The following is a 25,480-nucleotide window of genomic DNA, read 5'->3' as shown; positions in this document are numbered from 1 at the left end:
ATCCCCCTTGCTACCACAAGCTGGTCTCGCCGACTCTGCGGCTTACCCAGTTGGCGGAATAAATAAAGATAAGACTGACGATGCCCGTAAACAAATCGATGGCTGTCGCGTAGCTGTAATTCCCTTGACCGATCCCCGTCCGGTAGACGTAGGTGCTGATGATATCCGCCGTTTCATAGATGGCCGGGTTGTACAGCAGGAATACTTTCTCAAAGCCGATGTCCAGGACGTGTCCGACGTTGAGGATGAATACAATAACGATAGCGGGCGCTATTCCCGGCAGCGTGACATGTAGCATTCTCCTCCACCGGTCCGCTCCGTCCATCTCCGCCGCCTCGTACAGCTGCGGATCAATCGATGTAAGCGCAGCCAAATAGATGATCGTCTCCCACCCGACATGCTGCCATATTTCCGAGACGACGTAGACCGAACGGAACATGCCGGGCATAACCATGAAGTTGATCGGCTCGAAGCCGAGCCACTGGATGATATGATTCACAATGCCGCTTGACGGGGATAAAAACATCAGCACCATGCTGGCCGCCACGACGTTCGAGATAAAATGCGGCAAATAGCTGACGGTCTGCACGAATCGCTTGAACAGCGCATGTCTCGCTTCATTCAATAACAGCGCAAGGATGATGGGTGCCGAAAATCCGAATACAAGCCTGTATACGCCAAGTATAAACGTATTGTAAATCAATTTGAAGAAATCCGGGTTTTCCCAAAACAGCTTGTAATACTTGAAGCCTACCCACTCGCTCTCCCACACGCCTTTAAACAAGTTGTAGTTTTTGAACGAAATGATAAGACCGAACATGGGGACGTACTTGAACAGCACATAGAACAGCAGCGTTGGTAAAAATAGCAGAAATAAATATTTGCCGCGCTTCCATTGCTTCCAATAAGACGCTTGCTTCGACCGCTGCGAAGCGGGTTCGGCGGCCAGCGCGGCCGATGGATTTGTGCTCAACAGTCATCTCTCCCTTTCTATTCCGGCGACTTGCTGCGGAAAGGATGGTAAGTTGAGCCTATCATAGCAAGCGAGCGTTGCACTGGCTATCATGACCTTATTTACTTTTTACCAAATCTTTAACCATCGATAAAATTGATAAGAATCGTAAAAATTGATGCAGAAGATTGTAAATTTTGTCTCCCACAGCGAATTTCTCCATGCTATAATTTTGCACAAGATACTGGCTATCGTGAGAGGGGATGACTATGCACGCTGCTATTTTACCCAAAAATAAGTACAGTGGCTCCTTATTCTACCGGCTGCTCATCAGCTTCATTACGATCATCCTGCTGCTCGTATCGCTCAATGTGGTTACGTTTACTTTTTTCCGCAGCAGCATCCGCGATGAGATTATTAGCAACAGCAGCCGCAACCTCGATGTGACCGTCGCCAGCTATGAGAAATACGTCAAATTGATTAAAGGTTTGATGGTGGGGCTCTACTTCAACAACTATACCGAATATCTTAAGAAGAATCCGCAGCAGTTCGATTATTACATGGTCAGCCAGGTTCAGAGAGATCTGCAGAACACGATGGCGGGCAGTCAGCTTTATTTATACGACCTCATTTATTTTTTTCCGCACCGGGACTATGTGTTTGACAAAGACGGCTCGCGAGAAGCCGATACGATGTTTAACAAATTGTATAAATCCCGATATACCCCCGAATTTTGGTCGGCGGAAATAGCCAAGCCGTTTTCTTTTCGCGTCTATCCTGCTGCCGAGTACACGGAAAATACGGCCTTCTCCACCCGCACCCTGGGCCGCTTCAACCCGATCGTATTCAAGAGCGCGGCCGCAGACAACTTTGCCATCATCGGCTTGATGGACAGTGTTTCCATGTTCGATGCTTTCAGCCATATTCAGCAGGATTCCGGATTTTACATTTTCGACGAAACAGGCAGCGAAACATTTTCGGCAACGAATCGGGAGTCTTCTATTGAATTGGCGCGGCTCACGGGGAATGCCGGCTTTTATATGGAAGGAACGAATTATTATTTTTATCAAAAAGGCTTCGAAACCGGCTTTACTTACGTTGTAGTCGTGCCATTTGCCACGATTACCGCACAATTTTTCAAGCTGAACGTGATTATGGCGGTGCTTATCGTCGTTTCCGTAGTCATCGGAATTGCCGTATCGATCTTTTTCGCCCGAAGGTTCAACAATCCGCTCTCCGCTATCATCGGCTCCATTCAACAGATGGATCGGCATCCTTCTCCTCCTTCGTTAAGCCCGATCAGGGAATTCAATGTCATCAGCCAGAAGCTGCACGATTTATTTCAAACGAACGAAACGATTCATAAGGATTTGATTACGAAAAACTCGCTATTGAAGCATTACGCTTATTTGAACAAAGTTAAAATGATTTATACCGACATCGAGGATGCCAAAATATCTATCGACTCGGACCGGCCTTATCTTATTGTGTTGTATCAATTGATGTATAAAGACGGCGAGCTGGCCGAGATGGGGATGGATCCGAACCGGGCGTCGTACTATATTAAGGAATTCGTTCACTCCCAATTCACCCATACCTACCGGGATTCCTTGACCTTCCAAATTGAGAAAGATCAAATATTGACCATCGTCTTCATGAACGACACGGAGCTGTCCGTATTGGACGCGCTGCTGCAGAAGATATATAACATATTGGAGCTGGACGCCTCTTACTGCGCCGTCACCATAGCGGTCACTCCGGTGAACGATAATGCGCTTGCTTTCAATACATCCTTCGAATACGCACTCGAATTGTCAAAGCAGCGCAAGCTTGGCGAAGGCGTGCAAGTCATACGCAGGAAAGAGGAGCTTCCGCCCGATCTATGGTTCTCACAGTCCGGCTTAAAGGAATTCACGGCGAACCTGTCCTCCGGCAACGATGCCATTACCGTCCCGCTCGTCAACAAAGCGTTGGAGCTTGCAGTCAAGAAAGGCGCCACCTACTTTCAAATCCTTGAGCTGGCCAAAGAAATCGTCACTCTGATTATTAAGACGCTCTACGCCGGCCACCATCCGGTTGCACTGCTGGACGGCAAGCGCAATCCTGCCGACAAGCTGAGGGATTGCCGTACACTCGAGCAGTTCCAGTTCCTCTTCCAAGAGCTGCTGGCTCAGTCCGCCAGCGCCATTCGGCAGAAGAAGGATGCAACCGATCATATTACGAGCTTCGTGACAAGCTACGTGAACGAGCATTTCGGCAGCGATTTATCCCTCGATATGCTCGCGGATAAGCTGAACATCACCGGCGCATATTTATCCTCGTACTTCAAAGAGAAGACGGAAACGAACTTCAGCGATTACGTAAACACGGTTCGTATGAATAAAGCGATGGAGCTGCTGCAAAAAACGGAGCTCAAAGTACAGGACGTCGCAGGACTCGTCGGCTACCACACCGTTGCGTCGTTCAACCGCATGTTCAAGAAGCATACCGGTATCACTCCGAGCGAATTCCGGCGGGCTCAAATTCTATGAACAAAGGAAAAGGACTAACCTTCCCCTATAGTACGGAAGGTAGTCCTTTTCTCGTGTCAAGTCAGTTCGTCATGGCATTGTAGTGTGCCGCTAGCTGAGCCGGGGTCAATTCGTAGTCGTAGACGGCCACTTTGCCGATCGCGCCTTCGAAGAACGAGGCGAGATCCCTTGTTGCAATCCGCATAGGAGCGGTCCCGTTGCCTGGGACGATATTGTAATCGGACAATTTGTCTTGGTCGCGTTGGACGCCGTTCTTGAAAATTTTCGTATATCCGGTCGGATACGTTGAGCTTGTATTCGTTGTATTGATCGTAAGCGTATAGTGGATCCATTGGCCGGCGGTCACCGTGTCCTGGAAGTAGGAGCCTGCGCCGAGCCCTCCGGTTAAATTGAACGAGTAGCCGCTGATCCGGTTCGGGCGATTCTCCTGATTGGTCAAGTTGTACATTCTCGCGACCCACGAATGCTGACCGGAAGTCCCTTTGCCCATCCAGTGAACATAACCACTGCTCTCACTGTGGGAAAACTGGAGGACATCCGGACGTACCCAGGCCTCGACCGTCAAGACGCCGGTGCGAGTGACTTCCAGGTAGTCGTTGTCCGGGATCGTAAAATACTGGTCTACGCCGTTAAACACCGGCGCCGCATCTCCGTTAGGCATGGTCGTATTCGTCGGGCTGCCGGTGAACGTGCCGTTCAGGCCGTGACCCGATTGGTCTGCGGTTACCGTCGTGGATAACGGCCAATAGCCGACGGGGTTGTCGGCAAGGACTGCCGTGTCGTAAGACGACAAGGCATGGACGGGGGCTGCAGGGCTCACACATGTTGTCAATGCAAGGGCCATCATTACGGCTGCGGTCATTTTGGAAATGTGTTGTCTGGTAAAAAATGTAAAGTACTTTTTCATTTCAAAATCGTCTCCTTTCCATAGTCGGAATGCGCTTACTTCTTATGCAGCTCGAAGCTCGTGCAGGACTGACGAACGAATCCCCCCTTCCCCGTACTTTCTCATCATACAGGGATGCATAGTATTAAGAAATCAGTTCGTTTTGGGAAGGTTATCATTTGTTTAACCAGTCGAACATTTCATTACAATCGATAAAAAGGAAAAGAAAAACCTGCCTGGGTAGGCAGGTGTGCTTGTAGTGAAAACCGTTATTTAAGGCTTTTGTTGATAGAACTCTAGAGAATGATGCTTTGAAAAGCAATGCGGTCGTTTCGGACCGTAGATCCGTTATTTTCCCGAAAATGGGGCTTTTTTCATGCAAAAGAAGCAAATTTACAAGGAATAGCGGATCTCCTGTCCGATCGACCGCTAGCAGGTCCATGGAGCAGCTTTGCATCGGGCCTGATATACTGCAGCTGCAAGGGTTTCTCAAAGGCAGTTGTGCTTATCGAGAAACCCTTTGGCTTTTTCGTATAAATCGGTTTTTTCTAAGTAGGCTAGTGTGAAGGCGCGAAAGAGCGAGCCTCCTATCCCCGCAGCTTTACGGTGTCGCGGATGACCAGGGAAGGCGCAAGCGTCATTTGCACCGGCTTCGCCTTCGGCCGGGCAATCCGGTTCAGAAGGATGCGGAGCGCTTCCTCTCCCATCCGTTCTTTGTTGATGTCGATCGTCGTGAGCGCCGGGAAGGCATGCTCAGTAATGACCGACTGCTCGTAGCCGACAATGGATATGTCATCGGGGATTCGCACCCTTTGATCATACAAATATCGCATTGCGCCGACCGCAATCCCGTCGCTGGCGGCAAAGACCGAATCCGTGCGGACACCGGATTCCCACAGCTCTTTCATCGCCGTATACCCGGAGGCGCCGGTATAATCGCAATATTTGACCGCGTTGTCCTCAAGCGCCATACCGGCCTCGTCTAGCGCCTTGCGGATCCCTTCCAGCTTCTTGTGGGCTACCGGACTGGTTCGCGGGCCAAGGATGAACGCAATATGCTTATGACCGGTCTCCAGCAAATATTTCGTTCCCTTGTACATCGCGTCCAGTACGTCCGGAGCCACCCAATCGATGCCCGGATAGCTGCGTCCTACAAGCACGGCCGCGATTTTGCGCTGCAAAAGGCGCTGCATGAACGAATCGTCGAACAAGCCGCCGACTATAAATACGCCGTCGACGCGGTTATTTTTAATTAAGGAAGGCAGCTCCTGGGTCGCTTCAAAGGCGGAGAACCGTTCGCTCAGCAAACCGAAGTCGGTCTGCTTCATTCCGGAGGAAATCCCGTTGAACGTATCGTAGAGCAGCGTCTCGGTGACCGAATCGAACCGGTACGATTTGTTCGTCGTATTGTCTGTCATAAAGATGAGTCCCAAAATATGTTTGATCTTTGTAGTCAGCTCCCTCGCTGCCATATTCGGAACATAGCCCAGCCTTTCGATGGCTTCAAGCACTTTGATTCTCGTTTCAAGCTTCACCGAGTCGCTGTTGTTCATAACCAGCGATACCGTGCTTTTGGAAACATTGGCCTCCTTGGCCACATCCATGATGGTAACCGGCATAAGCGAACCTCTCTTTTGACCAATTTCTATGTTCTATTTCTTCAGCGACTTGTAGATATCGTTGACTTCCTTCGTGATTTTCTCGCCGCCGGCTGCATTCCACCGTTTTACATAGTTATTCCATTCGGCGTTGACGTCCCAAGCTCCTGTTGCCGCTTTAATAAAAAACTCGTCCTCGACCTTTTTGACATCGGCGCCATACTCGCTGTAGCTTTTAACGATGGTGCCGGCAGGTATAAGCTGATCGACGGTTTTATAATTTTTTTGAAGATTGGCTTGAACGGCAGCTTCATTACCGAAGGACAGCTTGAACTGCTCCTCGTTCCGGTTGTTGATGATGAAAAATTTGATGCCCGTTTCCGCTTGCTTTTCGTTGGAAGCATATTCTTTGGTCAGCTCCGCCATGCCTTCGCCGTTTTTGGTAAAATGGACGCCTTCCGTACCTCTCCAGACCAAATCGTGAACTACCGGGTCGACCAGCTGCGCATCGAGTATTTGCAAAATCTTCTTCAGCTTCTCATCGGATGTATCTTTGCCTATGACCATATACCGCCAAACGGCAGATTGATTTTCGAACGTCGCCTCTTTGCCGCCTGGTCCTTTTAAAGGAGGCAAATAATCGGTCGTCGCCTGAGGATTTTTTTTGAAGGTAAGTGCGAAAAAGTCGCTCGGTCGGTACTTGGGCATCAAAGAGGTCCAGCCTGCCGTCTGCATCCCTACGATTCCATCCGAGAATAAAGCGGTTTGATCTTTAATAGTAACGTCTGGTTGTATATAACCGCTCTTGTACAAGTCGGCTATGTAGGCAACCAGGCTTTTGTAATTTTCGCTGACTTGGGCGCGGACGAGATTGCCGCTGCTGTCCTTGAGCCATGTATCGTCCTTGACGGTTCCTGCGGGCAAAGAAATGCCGAATGCCGCCGCCAGCGTATAAATGTTCCCATAACCGGTTGTCAGGGAGAAAGCATACGTGTCATTTTTCCCGTTTCCATCCGGGTCCTCGGTAGTAAACCGCCTGGCCACTTCCTTGAACTCATCCAGATTCGTCGGCATGGTCGCCCCGACCTTCTTCAGCCAGTCCGTTCTCACCGCCGTAAAAGGAAACAGCTCTCGCGTCCCTTCCGGAAGAGCCAGCAGCTGACCGTCCTTGTAAATGGACATCTGCTCCAGCTGCGGATAGTTCAACAGTGTCGATTTCCACACATTCGGAGCGACTTCTTTGATCATGTCGACAGGGATCGTTCGTCCTATGCCCTGATTGATGAATTTACCGATGCTGTTGGCGCTAACCAGCATATGGTCGGGTACTTCGCCCGAGGCGAGCAGCATGCTGAGCTCCTGATCTTTTGTCGAATCGGCTTTTACGGGCTGCAGCTTCACATTAAAGCGTTTATTCAGCTCTTGAACGATATAAGCGTCCTGCTCCGGATACATGCCGGCCGTTCCGTTCCCCAGCCATTTGATGTCCAGCGGCTTGCCCGAATCTGCTGCCGACTTGCCGGCTTTGGTATCGGATGGGGCTTGTCCGCCGCATGCGGTTACTGCAAGCGAAGCGGATACCAGAATGGCCATGGCGGGGATTGCTCTTTTTCTTTTGACAAACATTTCGAATCTCCTCCTGTAGGTGGGAAATGATTTTTTATCCTTTCAAGGACCCGACAAGAACGCCCTTGATAAAATATTTTTGTAAAAAAGGATACATGAGAACGACCGGTCCGATAGTCACAAGGACGGTGGCGGCTTCCATCGTTTTCGTAACAATGCCCTCATCGCCTTGCAGGCTGTCGGTAATTCCTTCATTGTTATGATCGATCATCACTCTGCGCAGCAGCAGCTGCAGCACCACATTGTGATTCGATCTCGTATAGATCATCGCATCGAACCAGGCGTTCCAGTGCGCCACGGCTTCCCATAGAGCGACCGTTGCAAAAATCGGCATGGACAGCGGAATAATGATCCGCAGAAGGATCATGAAGAAGCTGGCTCCATCCACAAGCGCCGACTCCTCCAACGACTCGGGGAGCGACATAATAAAATTCCGCATAATCAGAATTTGAAATGTGCTCAGTAACGACGGGATGATAAGCGCCCAGATCGTATCCAGCAGCCCGAGGCTTTTGATCAGCAGAAAGTTCGGAATGAGGCCGCCGCCGAAAAACATCGGGATCAAATAATAAATCGTGAACGCGTTTCGCGCGGGAAGCACCTTTTTGGCCAATGGGTACGCCGTACAAAAGCATAAAAATACGGTTATCGAAGTGCCGACGACAGTCCGGAATATGGAATTGAAATACCCGATGCCGATCGATTTGGATTCGAACACCATCCGGTACGCTTCCAGGGTGAAGCCCCGCGGAATCAGCTTCAAGCCGGTTTTCGACGCTTCCACGGCAGGACTGACGGATACGATCAGCAGCTCCCAAAACGGATTAATCATAAGAAAAGCGACAATGCCTAGAAAGCTGTAATTAAAGACCTTGAACGCGGTCTCAGCGCTAGATGGTTTACCGGTCAACTTGGTTCTCCTCCTGTTTGATTCGATGTGCAGCTACCAAATGCCATGCCCGCTCAACCGTTTCGTTACGTTGCTGGCGAGGATGAGAAGGAGCAGCCCGACGACATTTTTGAACAGACTGATCGCCGTCGAATAGCTGAAATTAAAATCGATCAGACCTACCCGGTACGCGTACGTATCGAAAATATCGGCAACGCTGTAAACGGTCGGATTGTATAGATTGATAATTCCGTCGAAGCCGGCATCCATCATATTGCCTATCCGTAGAATGAACATCATAATGATGACCGGCGCCAGAGCAGGAAGCGTAATGCTGATCGTCTGCCGCAGCCTTCCCGCGCCGTCGATCTGCGCGGCCTCGTACATATCTTGATCGATACTGGAGATAGCCGCTAAATACACGATGCTCCCCCAGCCGACCTCCTTCCATATATCTGCGAGCACTACGATTCCCCGGAAGAGCTCAGGCGTCATCATGAACTTGACCGGTTCGAAGCCTGCCAGCACAAGGACATAGTTCACAACCCCGTTAGTCGGCGAAAGCACCGTCTGGATCAGCCCGCCGATTACCACCCAAGATATAAAGTGAGGAAGGTAAGTTAAGGTTTGAATTGTCTTTTTATACCTTTGATTGCGGACTTCATTCAATAGCAGCGCTAACAGGATCGGCGCGGGAAATACAAAGACCAGCTTGTAGATGCTGATAACCAGCGTATTGCGCAATAGAGTGAAAAACTGGCTGTTCGTAAAAAATCTTTCGAAATATTTGAATCCGGCCCAAGGACTATCCATGACACCCTGCATCGGCTGATAGTCTTTAAATGCGATCACCACACCGTACATCGGTATGTATTTGAAAACGAAAAACCATAGGAAGGAGGGCAGCAGCAGCAGCAGAAGCCCTTTGTACTTCATGCAGTTCCGGAAAAACCGAATCCGCCTGTTCTCCCCGGCAATAGCGGCTTTGACGACCTCTTGACTCATTGTGATCACCTCCTGAAGTGATGAGTTTCTGTCGTTTCTCTGAATTGGAACGTTCCAATTTTAGATTTTGGAGCGTTCCAATTTATAGGAACGCTTCTCCATACAAGCAATAATTTTATTGATCCTATAAAATTTCACCTCGATTAGCCAATAAATGTAAAATATTGAGCGGTATTGCGTTATGAGTGTATCTTCTTGATGACTAAACCCCTCTGTTTGTTCCGACAATTATCATTTTAAACCGGTTTTATCAAAAGAATGTTTCCTGGGTTTTAAGAAATCGTAAATGTTGAGGCTATTTTGTTCCATAAATTGCAAGAAGACGCCGCCCGAGGGGCAGCGCCTATTAATCGATTATTTTTACTGAAGCTTACGCTTTAAACTCCGTGTAATCTTGCAGGAACCGGTCATACATGCCATCCGGCAGCTCTAGCAAATCGTTCGTAGCATGCATGTGCTCACGCAGATGGTGCAGCAGCTGTTCAATGCGTGCGCGATAAGTTTGATCTTGGAACGCAAGATTGTCCCTCTCTTGAGGATCTCTCACCACATTGTACAGCTCGATGTACGTCTCGTTCTTAAACATATCGACGATCAGCTTGTATTCCCCTTCGACAACACAACGGCTGAAGTTGCCTCTCCCGCCATTGCCGTCGTATTGGATAAAGATTCTCTCACGGCCTGAAGCACCGCCGGTGATCAACGGCATCAACGATTGGCCGGACATCGGAGATTTGGGCTGAATCTGTACATAGTCGCAAATCGTCGGGAGCACATCGATACTGCTGACCAGCGAGCTGCAGGAAGTGACAGCCGGCTGGAAGTCAGCCGGAAACTTCATATACAGCGGCGTACGGACAGATTCCTCGTACATGCACATTTTTTGCCACAATCCGTGTGAGCCCAGCATCTCTCCATGATCGCTTGTAAAAATAATCAGGCTGTTGTCGTAAAGCCCCTCCCTCTGCAATTCGTCGATAATCTGGCCGACACAATGATCCAGCAGCGATACGAGTCCCAGATAGGCCTTCCATACGGGTCTCCATTCTTCCCGTGAGTATCGGCTTCCTATGGCACCGGTCAAATTATATAATTGAAGCGGCGACTGATTCGGCGACCACTCCCCTACATTCTCCGGCAAATCAACCTCATCAGCCAGACTGAACCATGGATCGGGAATGTCCAGTGGAGGGTGAGGCGCGTGAAACATGGCATTAAGCAACAACGGCTTGCTGCGATCCCTATTTCTAATCGCATCTACAGAGTCTCTGGCAATAAACTCGTCAATGAAGTACGTCTGTCCTTCTTCGTACCGGCCAACGGCAGGGATCGAATACCATCTTGGACGCGTTATCGTTCCGTATGCCATCTCAGGCACGATCCCGCGGAAATTCGGCCCGCCTGGCTTTCGTTTCGTGTTCTCCTTCAAAAAGGCTTCATATCGGCCTTCAACTCTTCTCCAGTTCGTACGGCTGTCAGGGGATTTATCCAAACCGGGCTTCATCTGAAGATGCTGCTTTCCCGTATGCCAGCTGTCCCATTCGTTATCCATAAGCCCGTATAGATGATCAAGGCCGCTCCTCACAAAAGAGTGCCTCTCCTCGCCCCGGTTGATGAGGCAGCCCGTTTCATTAGGATACATGCCGGTAAAGAACGCTCCACGGGCAGGTACACAAATGGGAGAGGCACAATAAGCTCTTTCGAATACGACACTGTTTTCCTTTAACCGATTTATGTTCGGAGTATGGACGCCGATAGCGTCCAGTCTCAGTTGATCCGCCATAATCAGGATGACATTCGGTTTTTCGTTTGACATTTGCATATCCCGCATCTACGGTATCTCCCATCTGAACCCACTGCACCGTTTGCAGCTGGTTTAAAGTCAGTTACACACGTCGCAGCTCGACGATTTTATTCTCCGCCCGTGACCGGTCGGCCGCAAATCCGATCAAATGTCCGTCGATCGACTTTTCCAAAGCGGTCGAGGATATCGATGGCTCCGCGCCTCGCAATACTTTGACGAAATCCTCGGCAAGACGCAGATCCCCTCCGCCGTGCATATCGTTGGCTACTCCAAGCTCGATGCGCTGCTCGGAATAAATGTGGCCTTTGCGGGCATCGGGATGGCGGATGATGTAGGAGCCCTCCTCGAGCTCTCCTTGAATTTCTCCTTTGGTTCCGATAATGTGAATAGCTCGTCCCGGCTTGGACACGCCGCCGGTCATCACATGCGTCCCCGTGCTTCCGTCCTCGAATTCGATAATGACGGTCTGATGATCGACCACGTCGTTATCGCAATGCCATACGCAGCGCCCGTACGGGCTGTCCGTCCGCAGCGATTCCGCCAATTCCTCGTCGCTTGCTTTGACCCCCAAATGAGTATTGTAAGAAACGTAAGCTCTCCACAGTCGCTGCTCAATGTAGTTTTTGCGTGCGGAATACGGACAGGATTCCTCTATCGCGCAATCGACCAGACATCGGGTACCTGCCCCTTCAGGCGCATTTTCCGGACGGAACTGCATCAAGCTTCCGAAACTGCCGACTCTAGCCGGCCGTACGTCGCCCTGCATCCAGGTTATGATATCCAGGTCGTGGCAGCTTTTGGCCATGAGCATCGACGAACCGCTCTTGCCTTTGTTCCCCCACTTTCCTCTTACATAAGCCATAGCCATATGGTGGTAGCTGACATTCTCGCTTGTTGTCACGCTGACGATATTGCCGATCACCCCGTCGGCGATTTGGCGGCGAATCGATTCGTAGAATGGCGCATAGCGGAGCACGTGACAGATCATCACTTTTCTGCCGTTGCGCTCAGCTTCTTCATACAGCTCCATTACTTCATCTTCGCTCACGCCAATCGGTTTCTCGAGCATGATGTCATAACCGGCTCTAAGCAGCGGAATCGAAGTAGCTACATGAATATCATCCAACGTGCCGTTAATGACGGCATCGGCCATTTTAGGCTGGCGTACAAACTCCTCGAGATCGGCGTAGCAGCATTCTTCCGGTATGTCGAAGCGCTCCTTGGTTAGATTCCTGCGCTCGCTATCCGGCTCGACGACGCCGACAATTTTCATTTGTTCAGGATGCTGCTTTGCATAAGACGCGTAGATTAGGCTTCGATGTCCGGCTCCTACGATAACGACGGTAACAGGGCTATTTTGTTCAATATGATCTGACATCGGATTGCTCATTTTCGTTTCCCCCAGATTGTTTAATAGGTGCTGGTCGCGACTTCATCATAATTTGATTTTATTGCCTTGTAAGCGCATACCCCATTGCTTTATAATACCTTTAAATTACCACGTACCCATCGGAAAACGAATGTCCGAATAGTCGCATTACTTGTAAAAATGTGTGATTCAGCTTCTCATTATCCACTGCCATCCATAGGGAGGACGCATATGAAATCCAAAGTGCTTTCCGTTTATTTCGGCTCAAGAGCATATCCATCTGTTAGAGAACTGCACAGGCACGAGTATTGGCAGTTGGAGATCGTTACGCAAGGCGCAATTCAAAGCACCATGCTCGGGGAGGAGCACTCCCTGGACATGGGCGATATGCTGCTGGTTCCTCCAGGCTGGGAGCACGGGTTTACATATAATCCAAATGGCGCCTCTTGGCTTACTTTAAAGTTCGAGCGGGAAGATGACGGCTTTCCTGTATGGGGAGGAACGATTCACGGAAACCAGTTCACCAGCAGGCTCGTCTCCTCCTTCAAGACGGTCATTCATGATTCTCCTTACAAGAGCTATGAGGAAGCATTTGTTAACGGTTTTCTGGATACGATGTTTCACTACGTTCAGTCCGACGATTTCCACAAATCGGACGATACCTCCGAGCTGCTGGTCAAGCTTGTTATGGATCAGGTAAAAATGCGCAACGGCAGAGCAATCACGATCAACGAGCTTGCCGAAGAGCTATCGTATACGCGCAGCCATTTATCGAAGAAGTTCAAGGAAATAACCGGGGAAAGCTTAAAGTCTTACATCGACCAAGTCCGAATCCAGAAGATGGAGGAGCAGCTCCGCTACAGAGAGCAGAGCATCTCCGAAATTGCCGCCGATCTTGGGTTTAACGATATCTTTTCATTCTCGAAATTTTTCAAAAAACATACCGGCGAAAGCCCGAGACAATTCAACAGAAAGTTTGCCTCCTGGCGCAGTTAGCAATGGAGCAAGCTGCAAGGGTACCCGGAGGGGGGCTCCTTCCATGCAGAGATACCTCACCTATCCCCATTAGCTTTTCGTCGGTTGCCTTACATTGTATACCCTTTTAACGAAAAAACCCGGCTTTTCGGCCAGGTCTGTAAGCTATGGTTGATCATTAAGCGTATCGGATTTTCCCGATAGTTTTATGGAGTATGTAAAAATAATCATTGCCGCACCTAACATGGCGCAAATCATGTACATTAACGGATACGAGGATATATCCGCCACCGGCCCCATGACGACTCCGCCGAGCGATACGCCCAAATCAGCCATTGCCAGAAACAGCCCAAGCAGCACATTGCGATTCGTCCGGGACAGCTTGAAGGTCAAATAGGTTGTGAGGGTAGGATGCAGGAGTGCTTGAGCGATTCCCATCATGACGGCACCTGTATATAAAAAAGCAGCGCCGCCTGCGGCAGAGAAGCTTATGCTTTGTGCGGAAGCGGTCTGAATAAGCAGGATCCACATGATAAATGAGGAACGCCACTTGCCGTCCGACGGGATTTTTTTCATCAAGGCAACTCTAACCAATACAACGGTACCAGCCTGAAGCATGAGATACACCCCTGCATTCGCGCCATCGATCTGAGCGGCATACAGCGGGATAAAAGCCGTAACCGAACCCAATATAACGGAAGCTGAGAGCATCAAGACGCTGCACCTGAATAAATGCGGATTTTGGACAAGCATACGGAACGAATTGAATATGGCTGCTCCCTGCTCCATCCGGGCTGAAGCAGATCCGTTCTCGTGCTTGTCTATTCGGACGCTGAAGCCGACCGCTCCTGTAAAGATGGCTATGGCAATCATGACCCAGGCAAAATAATTCGTATCTCCCGCCTGCCAAATACCCAGCGCAAGCAGGGGGCCAACAATACCCGGCAAATAGGAGCATAAGGAATACATGGAAATCCCCTGCGACCGATCCTTGTCCGGTAGGGAATCAATGATGCCCAGCTGCAATGCCATCGAGAAAAAAGCGGTACACACCCCTTGCAGTATACGGGCGACGAAATAGCCTCCCAATCCGGTAACCGTATAAAGGAGCAAGGCCAATCCATTGACGACCAGAATCGTGCGCAGTACTTTGATCGGCCCATACTGTTGAATCTTGTGGCCCGCCCACGGACGAAAGAACATGGTAGTCAGCAAATACGCCCCCATGATCAAGCCGATCGTTGTGTTGGTCGCACCGAGAGATTCAACCTTTAACGGAATCACGACATTTAATATGGAATTTGCGCTAAAATATAAAAGAGTTAACAAATATAATCGTACAAATGGCCAAGACAAGGCTCCTCTCACACCTCGATCTCCTTCCTCAAATCTCTCGGCTGTCTCTCCGCAGCTAGGTAATGACCATCTGCAGCAGCTTCCTTGCATACGCAGATTGAACGTCTCCAAGCTGTTCAACCTTAACCGTTTCTTCGATCCGGCCTTTGCGGATGATCATTAGACTGTCGCAAATATAGGCAGCAGCCTGAATATCGTGGGTGATGAAAATGTACCCCATGTTGTACATGCTTCTCAGGCTTTTTAACAAATCAAGCACTTGAAATTGAACGGGTCCATCCAAGGAGCTGATGGCTTCGTCTAATACTATCAATTTCGGCACCGTACAGACGGCTCGGGCGATACAAACCCTCTGAGCCTCTCCTCCGGACAGCTCATGGGGATATTTACTGCGATAAGACGGATTCAAACCGACTTGATATAATAACAGATCGATTTGGCTGTTCCCTTCGGCTTGTTTTTGCTTTTGCAAGCGCAGTGGCTCCATAATAACTTCTTCCACAGTATAGAACGGATTCATGGAGGAAGCATAGTCTTGAAATACGGCGCTGAGGTTCCCCGACCTTACCTTGCGGTCTTCAACCGGTTTTCCTTCGAACGCAATAGTTCCTCGGTCCGGCTTCTCTATGCCAAGGATTAATCGGCCTAATGTCGATTTGCCGCTTCCGCTTTCTCCAATAATGCCGAGACATTCCCCGTGCTCGCATTCGAAACTGATATTGTTCAATACCTGTTGTCTGCTCTTAGAGAATAGTCCGAAATGTGGATAAGATTTCTCAACATTGTCAACGCGCAGCAGCATTAACACCCCCCATGATGCGCTTAAAATGTTCGGTTAGCGCATGCTTCGTAGACACCAGATACCGAGTGTACTCGTGCCGGGCTTCTGAGAAAACGGCATCGGTCGTCCCTTTCTCTACAATGGCTCCGTCTTTCATGACTACCATTTCGTCAGCCAGCTTCCTGACAACGGCCAGGTCGTGCGAAATGAAGATCATCGAGCAGCCCATCCGATCCCGAAGTTGAGTGAACTGCTCCACCACTTCGAACTGCGAGATCGAATCGAGTGCGGTCGTCGGCTCATCGGCTATCACGAGGTCCGGCTTCAATACGATCGCCAGCGCTATCATGACCCGCTGCAGCATTCCTCCCGATAACTGGTGCGGATATTTATTCATAATATCGATCGGATGTTTCAGCATGACGCTTTCCATGGCATGCTTCATATTCGTTGTTATTTCCTCACGGCTCCACCCGTAATGCTCTACAAGGGTTTCTTTAAGATGCACCCCGATAATGCAAGAAGGATCAAAGGCACGCATGCCGTTTTGCATAATCATGCAAAGCTGTTTTCCTCTTATTTTCCTCATTCGTTCTCTCGGAAGATGAGTTAAGTTCTCCCCATTGAACAGAATGTCTCCCGTATGGCGGATCCCCGGTTTATTTAATCTCATGATCGCCCTGCAGGTCATCGACTTCCCGCTGCCGCTTTCCCCTACGATAGCCAGACTGCTTCCCTGTTTTACGTGGAACGAGCTATTAGGAATGATAACTTTGCCGGTACCGCTATCCCAAACCTTCAACTGGTTGACTTCCAAAATATTCGTCAATGATTATGCCACCCCATTTTCTTGCAGCTTCACGGTTGAGACGGCTGCGGCGTCTTGGTTCTTCCGAGGAAAAGCCATTAATTTAGGATCCAAAGCCGTTTGCAGCGCATCCGACAAAAAGTTCATCGCGGACACGACGACAATGATGGCCATGCCGGGCGCCAGCATAAGCTCCGGTCGAGAGAACATGACTTCCCTCGCTTCATTCAGCATCATTCCCCACTCTGCATTCGGAGCTTGAATTCCTAATCCCAGGAACGAAAAGCCCGATATGTGCAATATCATGGAGCCAAAGGAGCTGCTGGCTAGGACCGCTATGTCGGGTAGAGCGACAGGCACAAGGTGCTTCCACATGATGTTGGCGTCGCTGCCCCCGATGGCTTTGGCGAATTTGATATAGTCGGACTGCGCATATTGCATGACGGATGTTCGGATAATACGTGCAAACCATGCCCATTTCATCAGCGCAAACGCAATCAAAATATTTCCAAGGCCGACCCCCAAAATACCGATGACAGCAAGCGTCATGACATATCCCGGGAACGAAAGCATCACATCGCAAATCCGCATCAAAATAGCGTCGGTTTTGCCTTGGTAGTAGCCTGCGATAAAGCCAAGAACCGCTCCTATCGATACGGACAGAATGAGCGCAACGAACACCCATAACACGCTGGGGCGGATTCCATAGATCAATCTGGATAAGATGCAGCGCCCCAAGTGATCATTGCCTAGGAGATATCCCCATGAAGCAGATGCAAATCGAAGCTCCATATGGACCTCCTCGGGATCATGCGGTGCAAAGAACGTGGCGAAGATCCCCGCCACAACGGTCATAGCGATGATAGAGAAGGAGAAAGCGGCCAGCCTGTCATTCAGCACATGCTTTAATCGTTTCATTCAGTAATCCTTTCTTAGCTTAGGATTCATCGCTGCATTGATGATATCGGAAACGGTGTTGAACAAGACGAAGGCTACGGCCAGCACCAGAACGTACGCTTGGATCATCGGAAAGTCCCTGCTCAGAATGGATTTTACACTAAGCGTTCCTAGCCCGGGCCATGCGAATATATTTTCGACTACCACCGTGCTCCCCAGGATAATCGGTATCGCCATGCAAAATACGGAAACGGCCACCTGCAATGAATTTCTCAGGATGTGCATCGTTATTTTCTTTTCTGGCAAGCCGCACGCCCTTGCGTACAACACATAGTCTTCTTCCCGCTGGCTTACCATCGAGCCTCTGACAATACGAAAGTAAATGCCTGAATAGCTGATCGCGATGACACTTACCGGTAAAATATAGTGTGGGTACGAGTCCATTCCACTTGTCGGCAGCAGATCCAGCTTCACGGAGAAATACCAGATCATCAACGCTGCAAGTCCATAGGACGGCATAGCGGTCAGGAAAAAGGAAACGCCTCTTACCGATTTATCGATCCATTTGCCCTCCCTAAGTGCACAGACTACGCCTAACATGATGGACAGAACTATAATCGCAATCACCGAAACGAACGTCAGCTTCAAGGTGTTGAGAAAGGCAGGTCCGAGCAATGTCCACACGGGGGTACCCGTGACGTATGAATTTCCGAAATTCAGCTGAACGCTTGCAGCCAGCCAATTCAAGTATCTTTTCATAAACGGTTGGTCCATGCCGAGCTGTGCCCTAGTCTGAGCAATCAATTCGTCCGTTATTGCCGGTACACCCTGTGCTTGCAGTACCGCTTCGGCCGGATCTAAAGGCGATAGATTGATGAGAACAAACGTAATAAATGAAATGAATAAGAGCAAAGGGAGTGACAACAATAACCTGTTCGCTATGTATCTGGCCATAGAGATCTCCTTTACATTTGACGCTATCTTATGCTCATTCGTTCAAAAGGCAGCTCGAACTGCGTTTGCTTAAAGGAGATTCCTTGGATAGCTTTTGAAGCAACTACAGTTACATTGCCATTCGTAATGGGAATGAAGACGGCTTCATCGTGTACGATCTTCATAATATCTGCATATAACGATTTTCGGGTGGTTTCATCCACGGACACCATGACCTGATCGATCTTTTGGTAAAGCTCATCGGCTCTGGCAATACCGCTTGTCGTATGCAGGTAAGAAGACTTGGATGTAAACGCAGCGATAGTGCTTTGCGGATCATACGCCAGTCCCCAGGTTTGATTAAATAACAGATCGTAGTCGCCGGAAGTTCTTCTATTCGCAATGGAGCCGGACTCCTCACCGGCTAGCTCGAGCTGAATTCCTATTTTTTTTAATGTGCTTTGAATGAACTCGGCCTGTGTTTTTTGCGAGGAAGAGTTGGTATCGTAATAGAGCTTCATCGTCAGCTTGCTGCCGTTCTTCGTTCTGACGGCTTGACCATTCTCAAGCTTCCACCCGGCGCCGTCGAGAAGCTTTGCTGATGCTTCGAGATCGTAGCTTCGCTTCTTCAGATCGACATCCGCATAGTTCACGTTGGCTGAGAATAAGGTGTGTGCAGCGGATTCCGTTCCGCTAAAGATTTGCTTGCTGATCGTTTCGCGGTCAATGGCGTGCCAAATCGCTTCGCGAACGGCTGTTTCATGTACAGGCTGATCCCGCTTGCCGCTATTGGCAACAATCATTTTCGTATTCATGGCTTTGCTTCTAACGATTTGATAATCACCCGATTCCGCCAGCTTATTCATGGCTTCTACATCAAGACTGTCCGTGCCGCGATCATCGGTAAATATGAAGTTAACCTCGCCTTTTTTCAACGATAGAAAGGTCGTCTCCCCTGCAGGAAGAACTTTGGCCGTTACTTTCTTTATTTTCGGCGGACCGCCCCAATAGCTTTCATTCGCTTCAAACACGGCATACTGATCTACTTTATGCTCGGCGAGCATGTAGGGCCCAGTCCCTTTATAGCCGTTGACTCCGTTTTTCGTTTCACCGCTGATAAAGTTTTTGGGTGAAATGAACACATAAGGCCTGGTCATGGACAGCTCGACCAACGTCGGATAGTACGGCTCGGATAAAACCAGCTCAACAGTGTACTCGTCAAGCACGTTGCAGCTTACGATTTTCGTCGACAGCTTGATCCAGGAATGCTTGCTTGCATTGTTTTGGACGGCATCGATATTTTTCTTGACCGCCTCGGCGTTAAAAGGCTCCCCGTCGTGGAATTTGACATTGTTACGGAGATGAAAGGTATACACTTTTCCGTTGTCCGAGACCTTCCAGGATTCGGCAAGCAGCGGCTTGATTCCCTCCTCCGTATTCTCAATCAGCGATTCGTACACCATGCCTTGAGCCGGCATGGATCCCGGATATAAGTGCGGGTTCATGTCGTTGATATCCTTCGCTGTGGCGTAGACCAGCTCTTTTGCTGCAGCCGTCCCCGTAGTGGCGACGTTTCCGTTATTGCAGCCGACCAGGAATGCAAGCGAAATCATCCAAGCTAAAACAACAAACCTTTTTCTAGACATGCAGCAACCTCCGATATAAAAAATAAGATCATATAATAGTAATTATTACTATTAAATCCCGTGGATAATCATACCATAATTTTGTATGGCGTCAATATGTTTACTTTTCTTTTTTTGCGGACTTGTAATAAAAAAGCGCCGACAAGCTAGATTTCAAACTGCAAAATATAATTCACGAATAGTGAGGCGAATTGTCTCGTTGAATTCGTAGGAGGTTTTTTCCATAATAGTTGCTTGGTATTGTTTGTGGCATAGTACTGTTACTCATTAGATATATGTTAATTCCTTGCGACTAACAAATGCCGGTTGCTGGAAATGGAGCCTTATGTTCATTCAAGCATAGGGTTCTCACAAAAATCTCTCAAACTTTAAAAAGACGTTACTTAGCACGTTTATGCGGTGTCGCGTTAAAATGTGTGAATGTAAAAAATGGCTGTTAAGCCTAGACGTAAAAAAGAAACCCAACTTTTTCAAGAAAAAGTGGGTTTTTCTACAGTGTACATTCTTCCCTTAAGGGAGTCCGTTCCTCACGGTTTACATCGAGTCATACCGCTGGAACAGCATCAAAGGCATTTTGAATATGAAGGCAACGACGATAAAGATTCCGATTATCATGCCAATGATGACCAGCACGCTGCTAAGCGACAGCCCGCCGATACCCGTGATGACGTTCGCGATGTTGCAGCCCGGTGCAATTCGTGACGATACTCCCATCAACAAGCCGCCGCCGATGGCATAGGGCAAACGGGAAGAACGCGGGAAACGGATTTTGAAGCTTCCGCTCAGCAGTGATGCCGCAAGCGAGCCAATGACCAGGAAGATCACGAGCGTTTCTTCCGGCCCCAGACCGACCCGGGGGAAATCGGCAAACAGCGCGTTCAAATACGTGTTGTTGAATACGACATCGTCTCCTAGCAGCTGCGCCAAAGCAACGGCTCCGATACGCGTCTCCGGACCGGTAATGCCGACATTTGACATGAGCGCGAATTGAATCGTCGCGACGACGCCGATCAGGAAGGCCACCAGCCGAATATCCCAATGCGATTGCTTCAGAGGATTTCTCTCCCAATCCGTAAGCGACTCCTTCACTCCACCCCAAAATTCGGACGCGCCGTACCGATAAATGGCGATGAGCAGCATTCCGGCCACAAGGACAACGGGAATTACCCAGTAAGGGATCGGCAAGGTGTACAGCGTATATCCGTTCTCAACCAGCGTTAACGGTTGCAGGATATCCCTCGCCCACGGGTCGTAAAGAAAAGCGAACAGCAGATTGCCTGCAATTGCAAACAGCAGCACGATCCAAAATTGCACATACCCCATGCCGCATCGGTACAGCGTACCCGAACCGCAGCCGCCCGCAATCGTCATCCCGATTCCGAACAAAATGCCGCCAAGCAGGTTCGCGCCGCCGAGCGGTACGGTCCAGACGTCGGACACTTGTTTGATGCCGAGCGTGAGCACAAGCCCCCATCCGAGCAGAGCCGTGGCGATCAGAACGAGAACGCCGTTCAATATCCGGTTATCTTTTACGCTGATCCAGTCGCGAATGGAGGCAACGAAGCAAAAATCCGCCTTCTGTAATAGAAACCCGTACAGGAACCCGAAGACTGCGGCCAGTATAAAGACATCCAATGTGTATGCCATCGGTCTTCCCCTTCCAGTTCAGTTCTTATATTTTTTTAACGAAAATATGATATTGTCCGTTCTTTTTGGCCACGCCGAGAAACTCTCCGTATTTGTTCATTTTTACTGCAGCCGGGATCGTCTTGGTCGCGATCGTATGATCCGTAATTTCAACGACAATCTCGCCCGGCTTCGCCCGCTTCAGGCCGTCCAACGCCAAATTCAACGTATGCGGGCACACCTCGCCCACTGCATCAACGGTTATATCGGCTTTCAATTCTAGTAATTGCTGTTCACTCAAGCTCATGGGGTAATCTTCCTCTCCAATTGGTCTAGGGTAAATTGCTCAGTGATATGCTCACGGCCATGGGCTACCTTGCGCTCTTCCAGCTGCCACTGCAGCATGCCGCCCAAATAGTTATGCACTTTCTCAAACCCGTTTGCGCTGAAAAATATAGCGACCTCCAGGCTGCGCCGCCCGCTCCGGCAAACGAATACATACTCCCGATCCCGGTCGAGCCGTTCGATCAAATCTATGATCTCGCCCATCGGGATGAGCGGGATGCCCGGAATATGGGCGGCTTCGTACTCCTCCGGCTCCCGTACGTCAATGAAGATAGCTCCGCGCTCCGGGTCTGCCGCTAAAGAAAGCAGCTCCTGCGAATCGAGATGAGAAATATTTTCTATGATCTGTGCCATGGCTCCGCTCCTTATTTGACGACTTCCGTGTCAGCCGCATTGCCCCATTCCGCCCAAGAGCCTTCATAAGGACGAATATCGGAGAACCCGAGAAGTCTCAATGTAAAGTAAGTATGGGACCCGCGCACGTTCGTTTGGCAGTATGGAATGACTGTTTTATCTTGCACGATGCCGATTTGATCGAATGCGGCCTTCAAATCTTTGTAGCTTTTAAACTTCGGCACGCCGTCCGCACCGCTCGCGTCGATCGAATCGCTCCATTCTTTGTTGACCGCTTGATCGATATGTCCGCCTTTCTGGGAACGAACATCTTCGCCTGTGTATTCCTTTGCGGAACGAACGTCGAGCAGCAGGCACTGCTGTTTGTTCAATTCTTTGATCTGATCTTTGGTCGTGACCAGCTTATCGTTCGGTTTGGCGATAAAATTGCCTTTCGTCACCGCCGGCTTGTCGGTCGATACGTCTTTGCCTGCGGAAGCCCAAGCTGCGTATCCTCCGTTAAGCACCTTCACTTTGTCTTTATGCCCGTAATATTCCAGTGCGTAAAAGACGCGTGTTGCATTCAGCGCATTCCCCTCATCGTACAGCAGCACGGTCGTGTCGCTGTTTACGCCGAGGCTTTGGAACAGCTCCGTGAACGGCTCGGTCGCCAAGATCGTATTATTTTTGGCATCCTTGAGCAAGCCGGAGTTTAGCGCAATCGCACCGGGAATATGACCTTGCTCGTAGCCTTTGGAGCGTACGTCGAATATTTTTACATTGCCGTCCTTCGCATGCTCTTCCGCCCATTTCACATCCGCGAGCAGCTGTGCGTTCGGATACGTATCGGACGTTTTCACCACGGCAGCCGATCCGTTAGTCTTGACGTCCCCTGCATTTACAGAGACGGGTGCCTCTTTTTTACCGCAAGCTGCCGACAACACGGCCACAGCTAATAAGGTAACGGTAATCCATTTGCTTTTCATTGATGATTCCCCCTACTAATTTGAAAATGAACGATTGCTTTCCATCACGATTCCACTGTATAATATCATCAATTCCGATAGAAATACAATGATTTTTTTGCGGACCATGAAAATGATGTTCAAGTTAGGAGAGCCTGCAATGATTACGTACAAAAAAGGGTTACTTGTTATCGCATCGTTAACCGTGCTGTTAAGCGGATGCGCCTTGGAAACGAAGCAAGAGGCGGAACAGCGCCTGCAAGGAAAGACTGCTAACGCTGAAGGATCGGCGGCAGCCAATCAGCCGGCGGCCGGCAAATTGACGAGCATCCAGTTCTATGTCCCTTCCGAGAAAGAGAACAGCATCTCCGTTATCGATGTCGTCACCAGCAAGGTGGTCGGGAACATCCCGGTGTCGGAATCCCCGTCGACCGTCATCTTCTCGAGTACGATGCGCGAAGCTTATGCGGCCAACCAGCACAGCAGCACCATTTCTTTCATCAATACGCAGACGCTGAAGGTCGTGAAGGAAGTACCTGTCGGCCCTATGCCGCACGGCATGGTGCTGTCCCCCGATAATAAAACGTTATATGTCGCTGCCGTAGCAAGCCAGTTTGTCTATCTCGTCGACACGAAGGAAGGAAAAGAGGCGGGAACAATCGATCTGGGCACCGGCGCCAAAACGAACTATCTTTCTCTGCTCGGCGATAAGCTGTATGTAAGCGATCATGAGAACCACAAAGTATATATTGTGAATGTGAAAACGAAGACGGTCGAGCGCACCATCGCTACCGGTAAAATCCCGCGTGCCGTCAAAGTGAGCGACGACGGGAAAAAGCTGTACGTACCGGCTGCCGGAGACCACGCCCTGGAAATTTACGATACCGCCGACGGCAAGCAGCTCGGCAAAATCGACGTGGCTGACGGAGCGACGGATGTCGTCGTAACCGATAACGGACAGACTGCAATTGTCACAGGAATGGAAGGCAGCGCCGTTACTTTTGTCGACTTGCAAAGCAATAAAGCGCTGAAGACGATAACCGGCCTTCCGGGAGCCAAGCATATTTCGTTCAACCGGCAGCAAACGAAAGCTTACGTGACGCTCAGCGGCTCCAATCAGGTAGCTGTGATAGATACCGAGAAGCAGGAGGTTGTCGACCGGATTACCGTCGGTACACAGCCTCATGGGATTCAGCTTAAAGCGCTGCCCGGCATCGGCGGCAGCTGCTAACCGCAGGCGGGGGAATGGGTATAATGCGAAATCGGATTATTGTCATCATCATTCTGTTATTCATTGGCGTAACCGTATATTTGAATGTATTCCAAGTCAGTGACACAGCGAAGCCGGCGGATACCGGGCCGCAAGCCGGCTATCTGGCGCCATCCTTCGAGCTGGCTTCGCTCGAAGGGCAGCCGTATCACGTAGGAGGGACCCGGGACAAACCGCTGATCTTGAACTTCTGGGCTTCGTGGTGCGGACCTTGCCGGCAGGAAGCGCCGGATTTAAAAGCGCTGTACGATCAATATCAAGATCGGATCGACCTTTATGCCGTGAACGCAACGCATCTGGACACGATTGCGGATGTGAAGGACACCGTCAAGGAGTTCGACTTCCGGTTTCCCGTCCTGCTCGATCCGAAAGGAGACGCGACCGGACCGTACCAGGTACGGGCTATTCCTACAAGCTTTCTGATCGACAAAAGCGGTAAGGTCGTCGACGTGTTGTACATGTTGGACCGCGAGCAGTTGGAACAAAAGATAAAGAAGCTGATAAGCGATTGATCAGCAGTCCCTGATGCAGGATAAAAGAAAAGCACCGGACAATGTCCGATGCCAAGATGAGAAATCCGCTGCCTCCGGCGATAACTACGCTTACGATGACAATTTCTCTGCGGAAGCTCGGTTTGTTGAGAAATCAAAGGCGATAACGAATATTCAGTGGGGTATGCCCTTTCCGACTAGTTTGTCAAAAAGATCGGACAGGAGATCCGTTATTTCCAGAAATGCTGCTGCTTTTGGAGTGCGATCGGACCGAGAGTCCGTTATTGGATTATTTTAACAGGTAAAAATGTGTATTTACGCAAAATAAAGGATCTGTAGTCCGATCAGCCTGCAAATAGCGTCATTTTTGGTAAAATAGCGGATCTACGGTCCG

The 25,480-nt window shown here is 49.6% G+C and carries 22 protein-coding genes; 4 read left to right on the top strand and 18 right to left on the bottom strand.

The genetic code is table 11. From position 1 onward, the window contains the following. Nucleotides 1-10 precede the first annotated feature (10 nt). Nucleotides 11-973 carry an ABC transporter permease gene (locus DVH26_RS12535; RefSeq protein ID WP_239634019.1) on the bottom strand — a complete coding sequence of 321 codons (963 nt, stop codon included), beginning with the start codon at nt 971-973 and terminating at the stop codon, nt 11-13. Nucleotides 974-1,221: 248 nt separating this feature from the next. Here DVH26_RS12535 and DVH26_RS12530 point away from each other — a divergent pair, with 248 nt between their 5' ends. After that, nucleotides 1,222-3,483, top strand: coding sequence for an AraC family transcriptional regulator (locus tag DVH26_RS12530; RefSeq protein ID WP_239634018.1), 2,262 nt, complete (start codon nt 1,222-1,224; stop codon nt 3,481-3,483). 61 nt (nt 3,484-3,544) lie between these two features. On the opposite strand, the gene DVH26_RS12525 is transcribed toward DVH26_RS12530, so the two are convergent. From DVH26_RS12525 to DVH26_RS12495, 7 genes are all read right to left on the bottom strand, one after another. Beyond that, on the bottom strand, nt 3,545-4,390 hold the full coding sequence (locus DVH26_RS12525) for a LamG domain-containing protein (protein ID WP_239634017.1): 846 nt from the start codon (nt 4,388-4,390) through the stop codon (nt 3,545-3,547). A 566-nt stretch (nt 4,391-4,956) separates the two neighbouring features. After that, entirely contained in the window at nt 4,957-5,988 is a 1,032-nt protein-coding gene (locus DVH26_RS12520; RefSeq protein ID WP_239634016.1) for a LacI family DNA-binding transcriptional regulator, read from the bottom strand. Between the two features lie 33 nt (nt 5,989-6,021). Further along, entirely contained in the window at nt 6,022-7,593 is a 1,572-nt protein-coding gene (locus DVH26_RS12515) for a type 2 periplasmic-binding domain-containing protein (RefSeq protein ID WP_239634015.1), read from the bottom strand. Between the two features lie 34 nt (nt 7,594-7,627). Beyond that, a complete protein-coding gene (locus DVH26_RS12510) occupies nt 7,628-8,503 on the bottom strand; it encodes a carbohydrate ABC transporter permease (protein ID WP_239634014.1) in 876 nt (291 codons plus the stop codon). Nucleotides 8,504-8,536: 33 nt separating this feature from the next. Then, complete coding sequence (locus DVH26_RS12505) at nt 8,537-9,487, bottom strand: ABC transporter permease (RefSeq protein WP_239634013.1); 951 nt, start codon at nt 9,485-9,487, stop codon at nt 8,537-8,539. 370 nt (nt 9,488-9,857) lie between these two features. Beyond that, nucleotides 9,858-11,318 (bottom strand): sulfatase family protein, encoded by a 1,461-nt coding sequence (locus DVH26_RS12500; protein ID WP_239634012.1) that lies wholly within the window; start codon nt 11,316-11,318, stop codon nt 9,858-9,860. 55 nt (nt 11,319-11,373) lie between these two features. After that, on the bottom strand, nt 11,374-12,681 hold the full coding sequence (locus tag DVH26_RS12495) for a Gfo/Idh/MocA family protein (RefSeq protein ID WP_239634011.1): 1,308 nt from the start codon (nt 12,679-12,681) through the stop codon (nt 11,374-11,376). Between the two features lie 210 nt (nt 12,682-12,891). Between DVH26_RS12495 and DVH26_RS12490 the strand changes: the two genes are divergently transcribed. Next, nucleotides 12,892-13,656: an AraC family transcriptional regulator gene (locus DVH26_RS12490; protein ID WP_239634010.1), complete on the top strand. Its 765-nt coding sequence runs from the start codon at nt 12,892-12,894 to the stop codon at nt 13,654-13,656. A 144-nt stretch (nt 13,657-13,800) separates the two neighbouring features. Here DVH26_RS12490 and cntE read toward each other — a convergent pair whose 3' ends face one another. The 10 genes from cntE to DVH26_RS12440 all read right to left on the bottom strand — a co-directional run bounded on the left by cntE (nt 13,801) and on the right by DVH26_RS12440 (nt 23,346). Beyond that, nucleotides 13,801-15,003: a staphylopine family metallophore export MFS transporter CntE gene (cntE, locus tag DVH26_RS12485; protein WP_239634009.1), complete on the bottom strand. Its 1,203-nt coding sequence runs from the start codon at nt 15,001-15,003 to the stop codon at nt 13,801-13,803. A 43-nt stretch (nt 15,004-15,046) separates the two neighbouring features. After that, nucleotides 15,047-15,790, bottom strand: coding sequence for an ABC transporter ATP-binding protein (locus DVH26_RS12480; RefSeq protein WP_239635350.1), 744 nt, complete (start codon nt 15,788-15,790; stop codon nt 15,047-15,049). After that, a complete protein-coding gene (gene cntD, locus DVH26_RS12475; RefSeq protein WP_239634008.1) occupies nt 15,777-16,601 on the bottom strand; it encodes a staphylopine uptake ABC transporter ATP-binding protein CntD in 825 nt (274 codons plus the stop codon). The genes DVH26_RS12480 and cntD overlap by 14 nt, the downstream gene beginning before the upstream one ends. 3 nt (nt 16,602-16,604) lie before the next feature. Continuing rightward, entirely contained in the window at nt 16,605-17,498 is an 894-nt protein-coding gene (gene cntC / locus DVH26_RS12470) for a staphylopine uptake ABC transporter permease subunit CntC (RefSeq protein WP_239634007.1), read from the bottom strand. After that, a complete protein-coding gene (gene opp1B, locus DVH26_RS12465; RefSeq protein WP_239634006.1) occupies nt 17,499-18,431 on the bottom strand; it encodes a nickel/cobalt ABC transporter permease in 933 nt (310 codons plus the stop codon). A gap of 23 nt (nt 18,432-18,454) precedes the next feature. Beyond that, nucleotides 18,455-20,056, bottom strand: coding sequence for a staphylopine-dependent metal ABC transporter substrate-binding lipoprotein (cntA, locus tag DVH26_RS12460; RefSeq protein ID WP_239634005.1), 1,602 nt, complete (start codon nt 20,054-20,056; stop codon nt 18,455-18,457). 534 nt (nt 20,057-20,590) lie between these two features. Then, entirely contained in the window at nt 20,591-21,703 is a 1,113-nt protein-coding gene (locus DVH26_RS12455; RefSeq protein ID WP_239634004.1) for a YeeE/YedE family protein, read from the bottom strand. A gap of 25 nt (nt 21,704-21,728) precedes the next feature. Then, nucleotides 21,729-21,989 carry a sulfurtransferase TusA family protein gene (locus DVH26_RS12450; RefSeq protein ID WP_239634003.1) on the bottom strand — a complete coding sequence of 87 codons (261 nt, stop codon included), beginning with the start codon at nt 21,987-21,989 and terminating at the stop codon, nt 21,729-21,731. Further along, nucleotides 21,986-22,381 (bottom strand): rhodanese-like domain-containing protein, encoded by a 396-nt coding sequence (locus DVH26_RS12445; RefSeq protein WP_239634002.1) that lies wholly within the window; start codon nt 22,379-22,381, stop codon nt 21,986-21,988. Before DVH26_RS12445 ends, DVH26_RS12450 begins: the two co-directional genes overlap by 4 nt. An 11-nt stretch (nt 22,382-22,392) precedes the next feature. Next, on the bottom strand, nt 22,393-23,346 hold the full coding sequence (locus DVH26_RS12440) for a sulfurtransferase (protein WP_239634001.1): 954 nt from the start codon (nt 23,344-23,346) through the stop codon (nt 22,393-22,395). 139 nt (nt 23,347-23,485) lie between these two features. Between DVH26_RS12440 and DVH26_RS12435 the strand changes: the two genes are divergently transcribed. Then, nucleotides 23,486-24,556 carry a YVTN family beta-propeller repeat protein gene (locus DVH26_RS12435; protein WP_239634000.1) on the top strand — a complete coding sequence of 357 codons (1,071 nt, stop codon included), beginning with the start codon at nt 23,486-23,488 and terminating at the stop codon, nt 24,554-24,556. Nucleotides 24,557-24,579: 23 nt separating this feature from the next. Next, nucleotides 24,580-25,107: a TlpA family protein disulfide reductase gene (locus DVH26_RS12430; RefSeq protein ID WP_239633999.1), complete on the top strand. Its 528-nt coding sequence runs from the start codon at nt 24,580-24,582 to the stop codon at nt 25,105-25,107. Nucleotides 25,108-25,480: the final 373 nt, after the last annotated feature.

The sequence above is a fragment of the Paenibacillus sp. H1-7 genome, assembly GCF_022354825.1.
GTDB lineage: Bacteria > Bacillota > Bacilli > Paenibacillales > NBRC-103111 > Paenibacillus_S.
The sequence above is the reverse complement of the archived record's forward strand: the minus strand, read 5'-3'. Positions and strand labels throughout refer to the sequence as shown.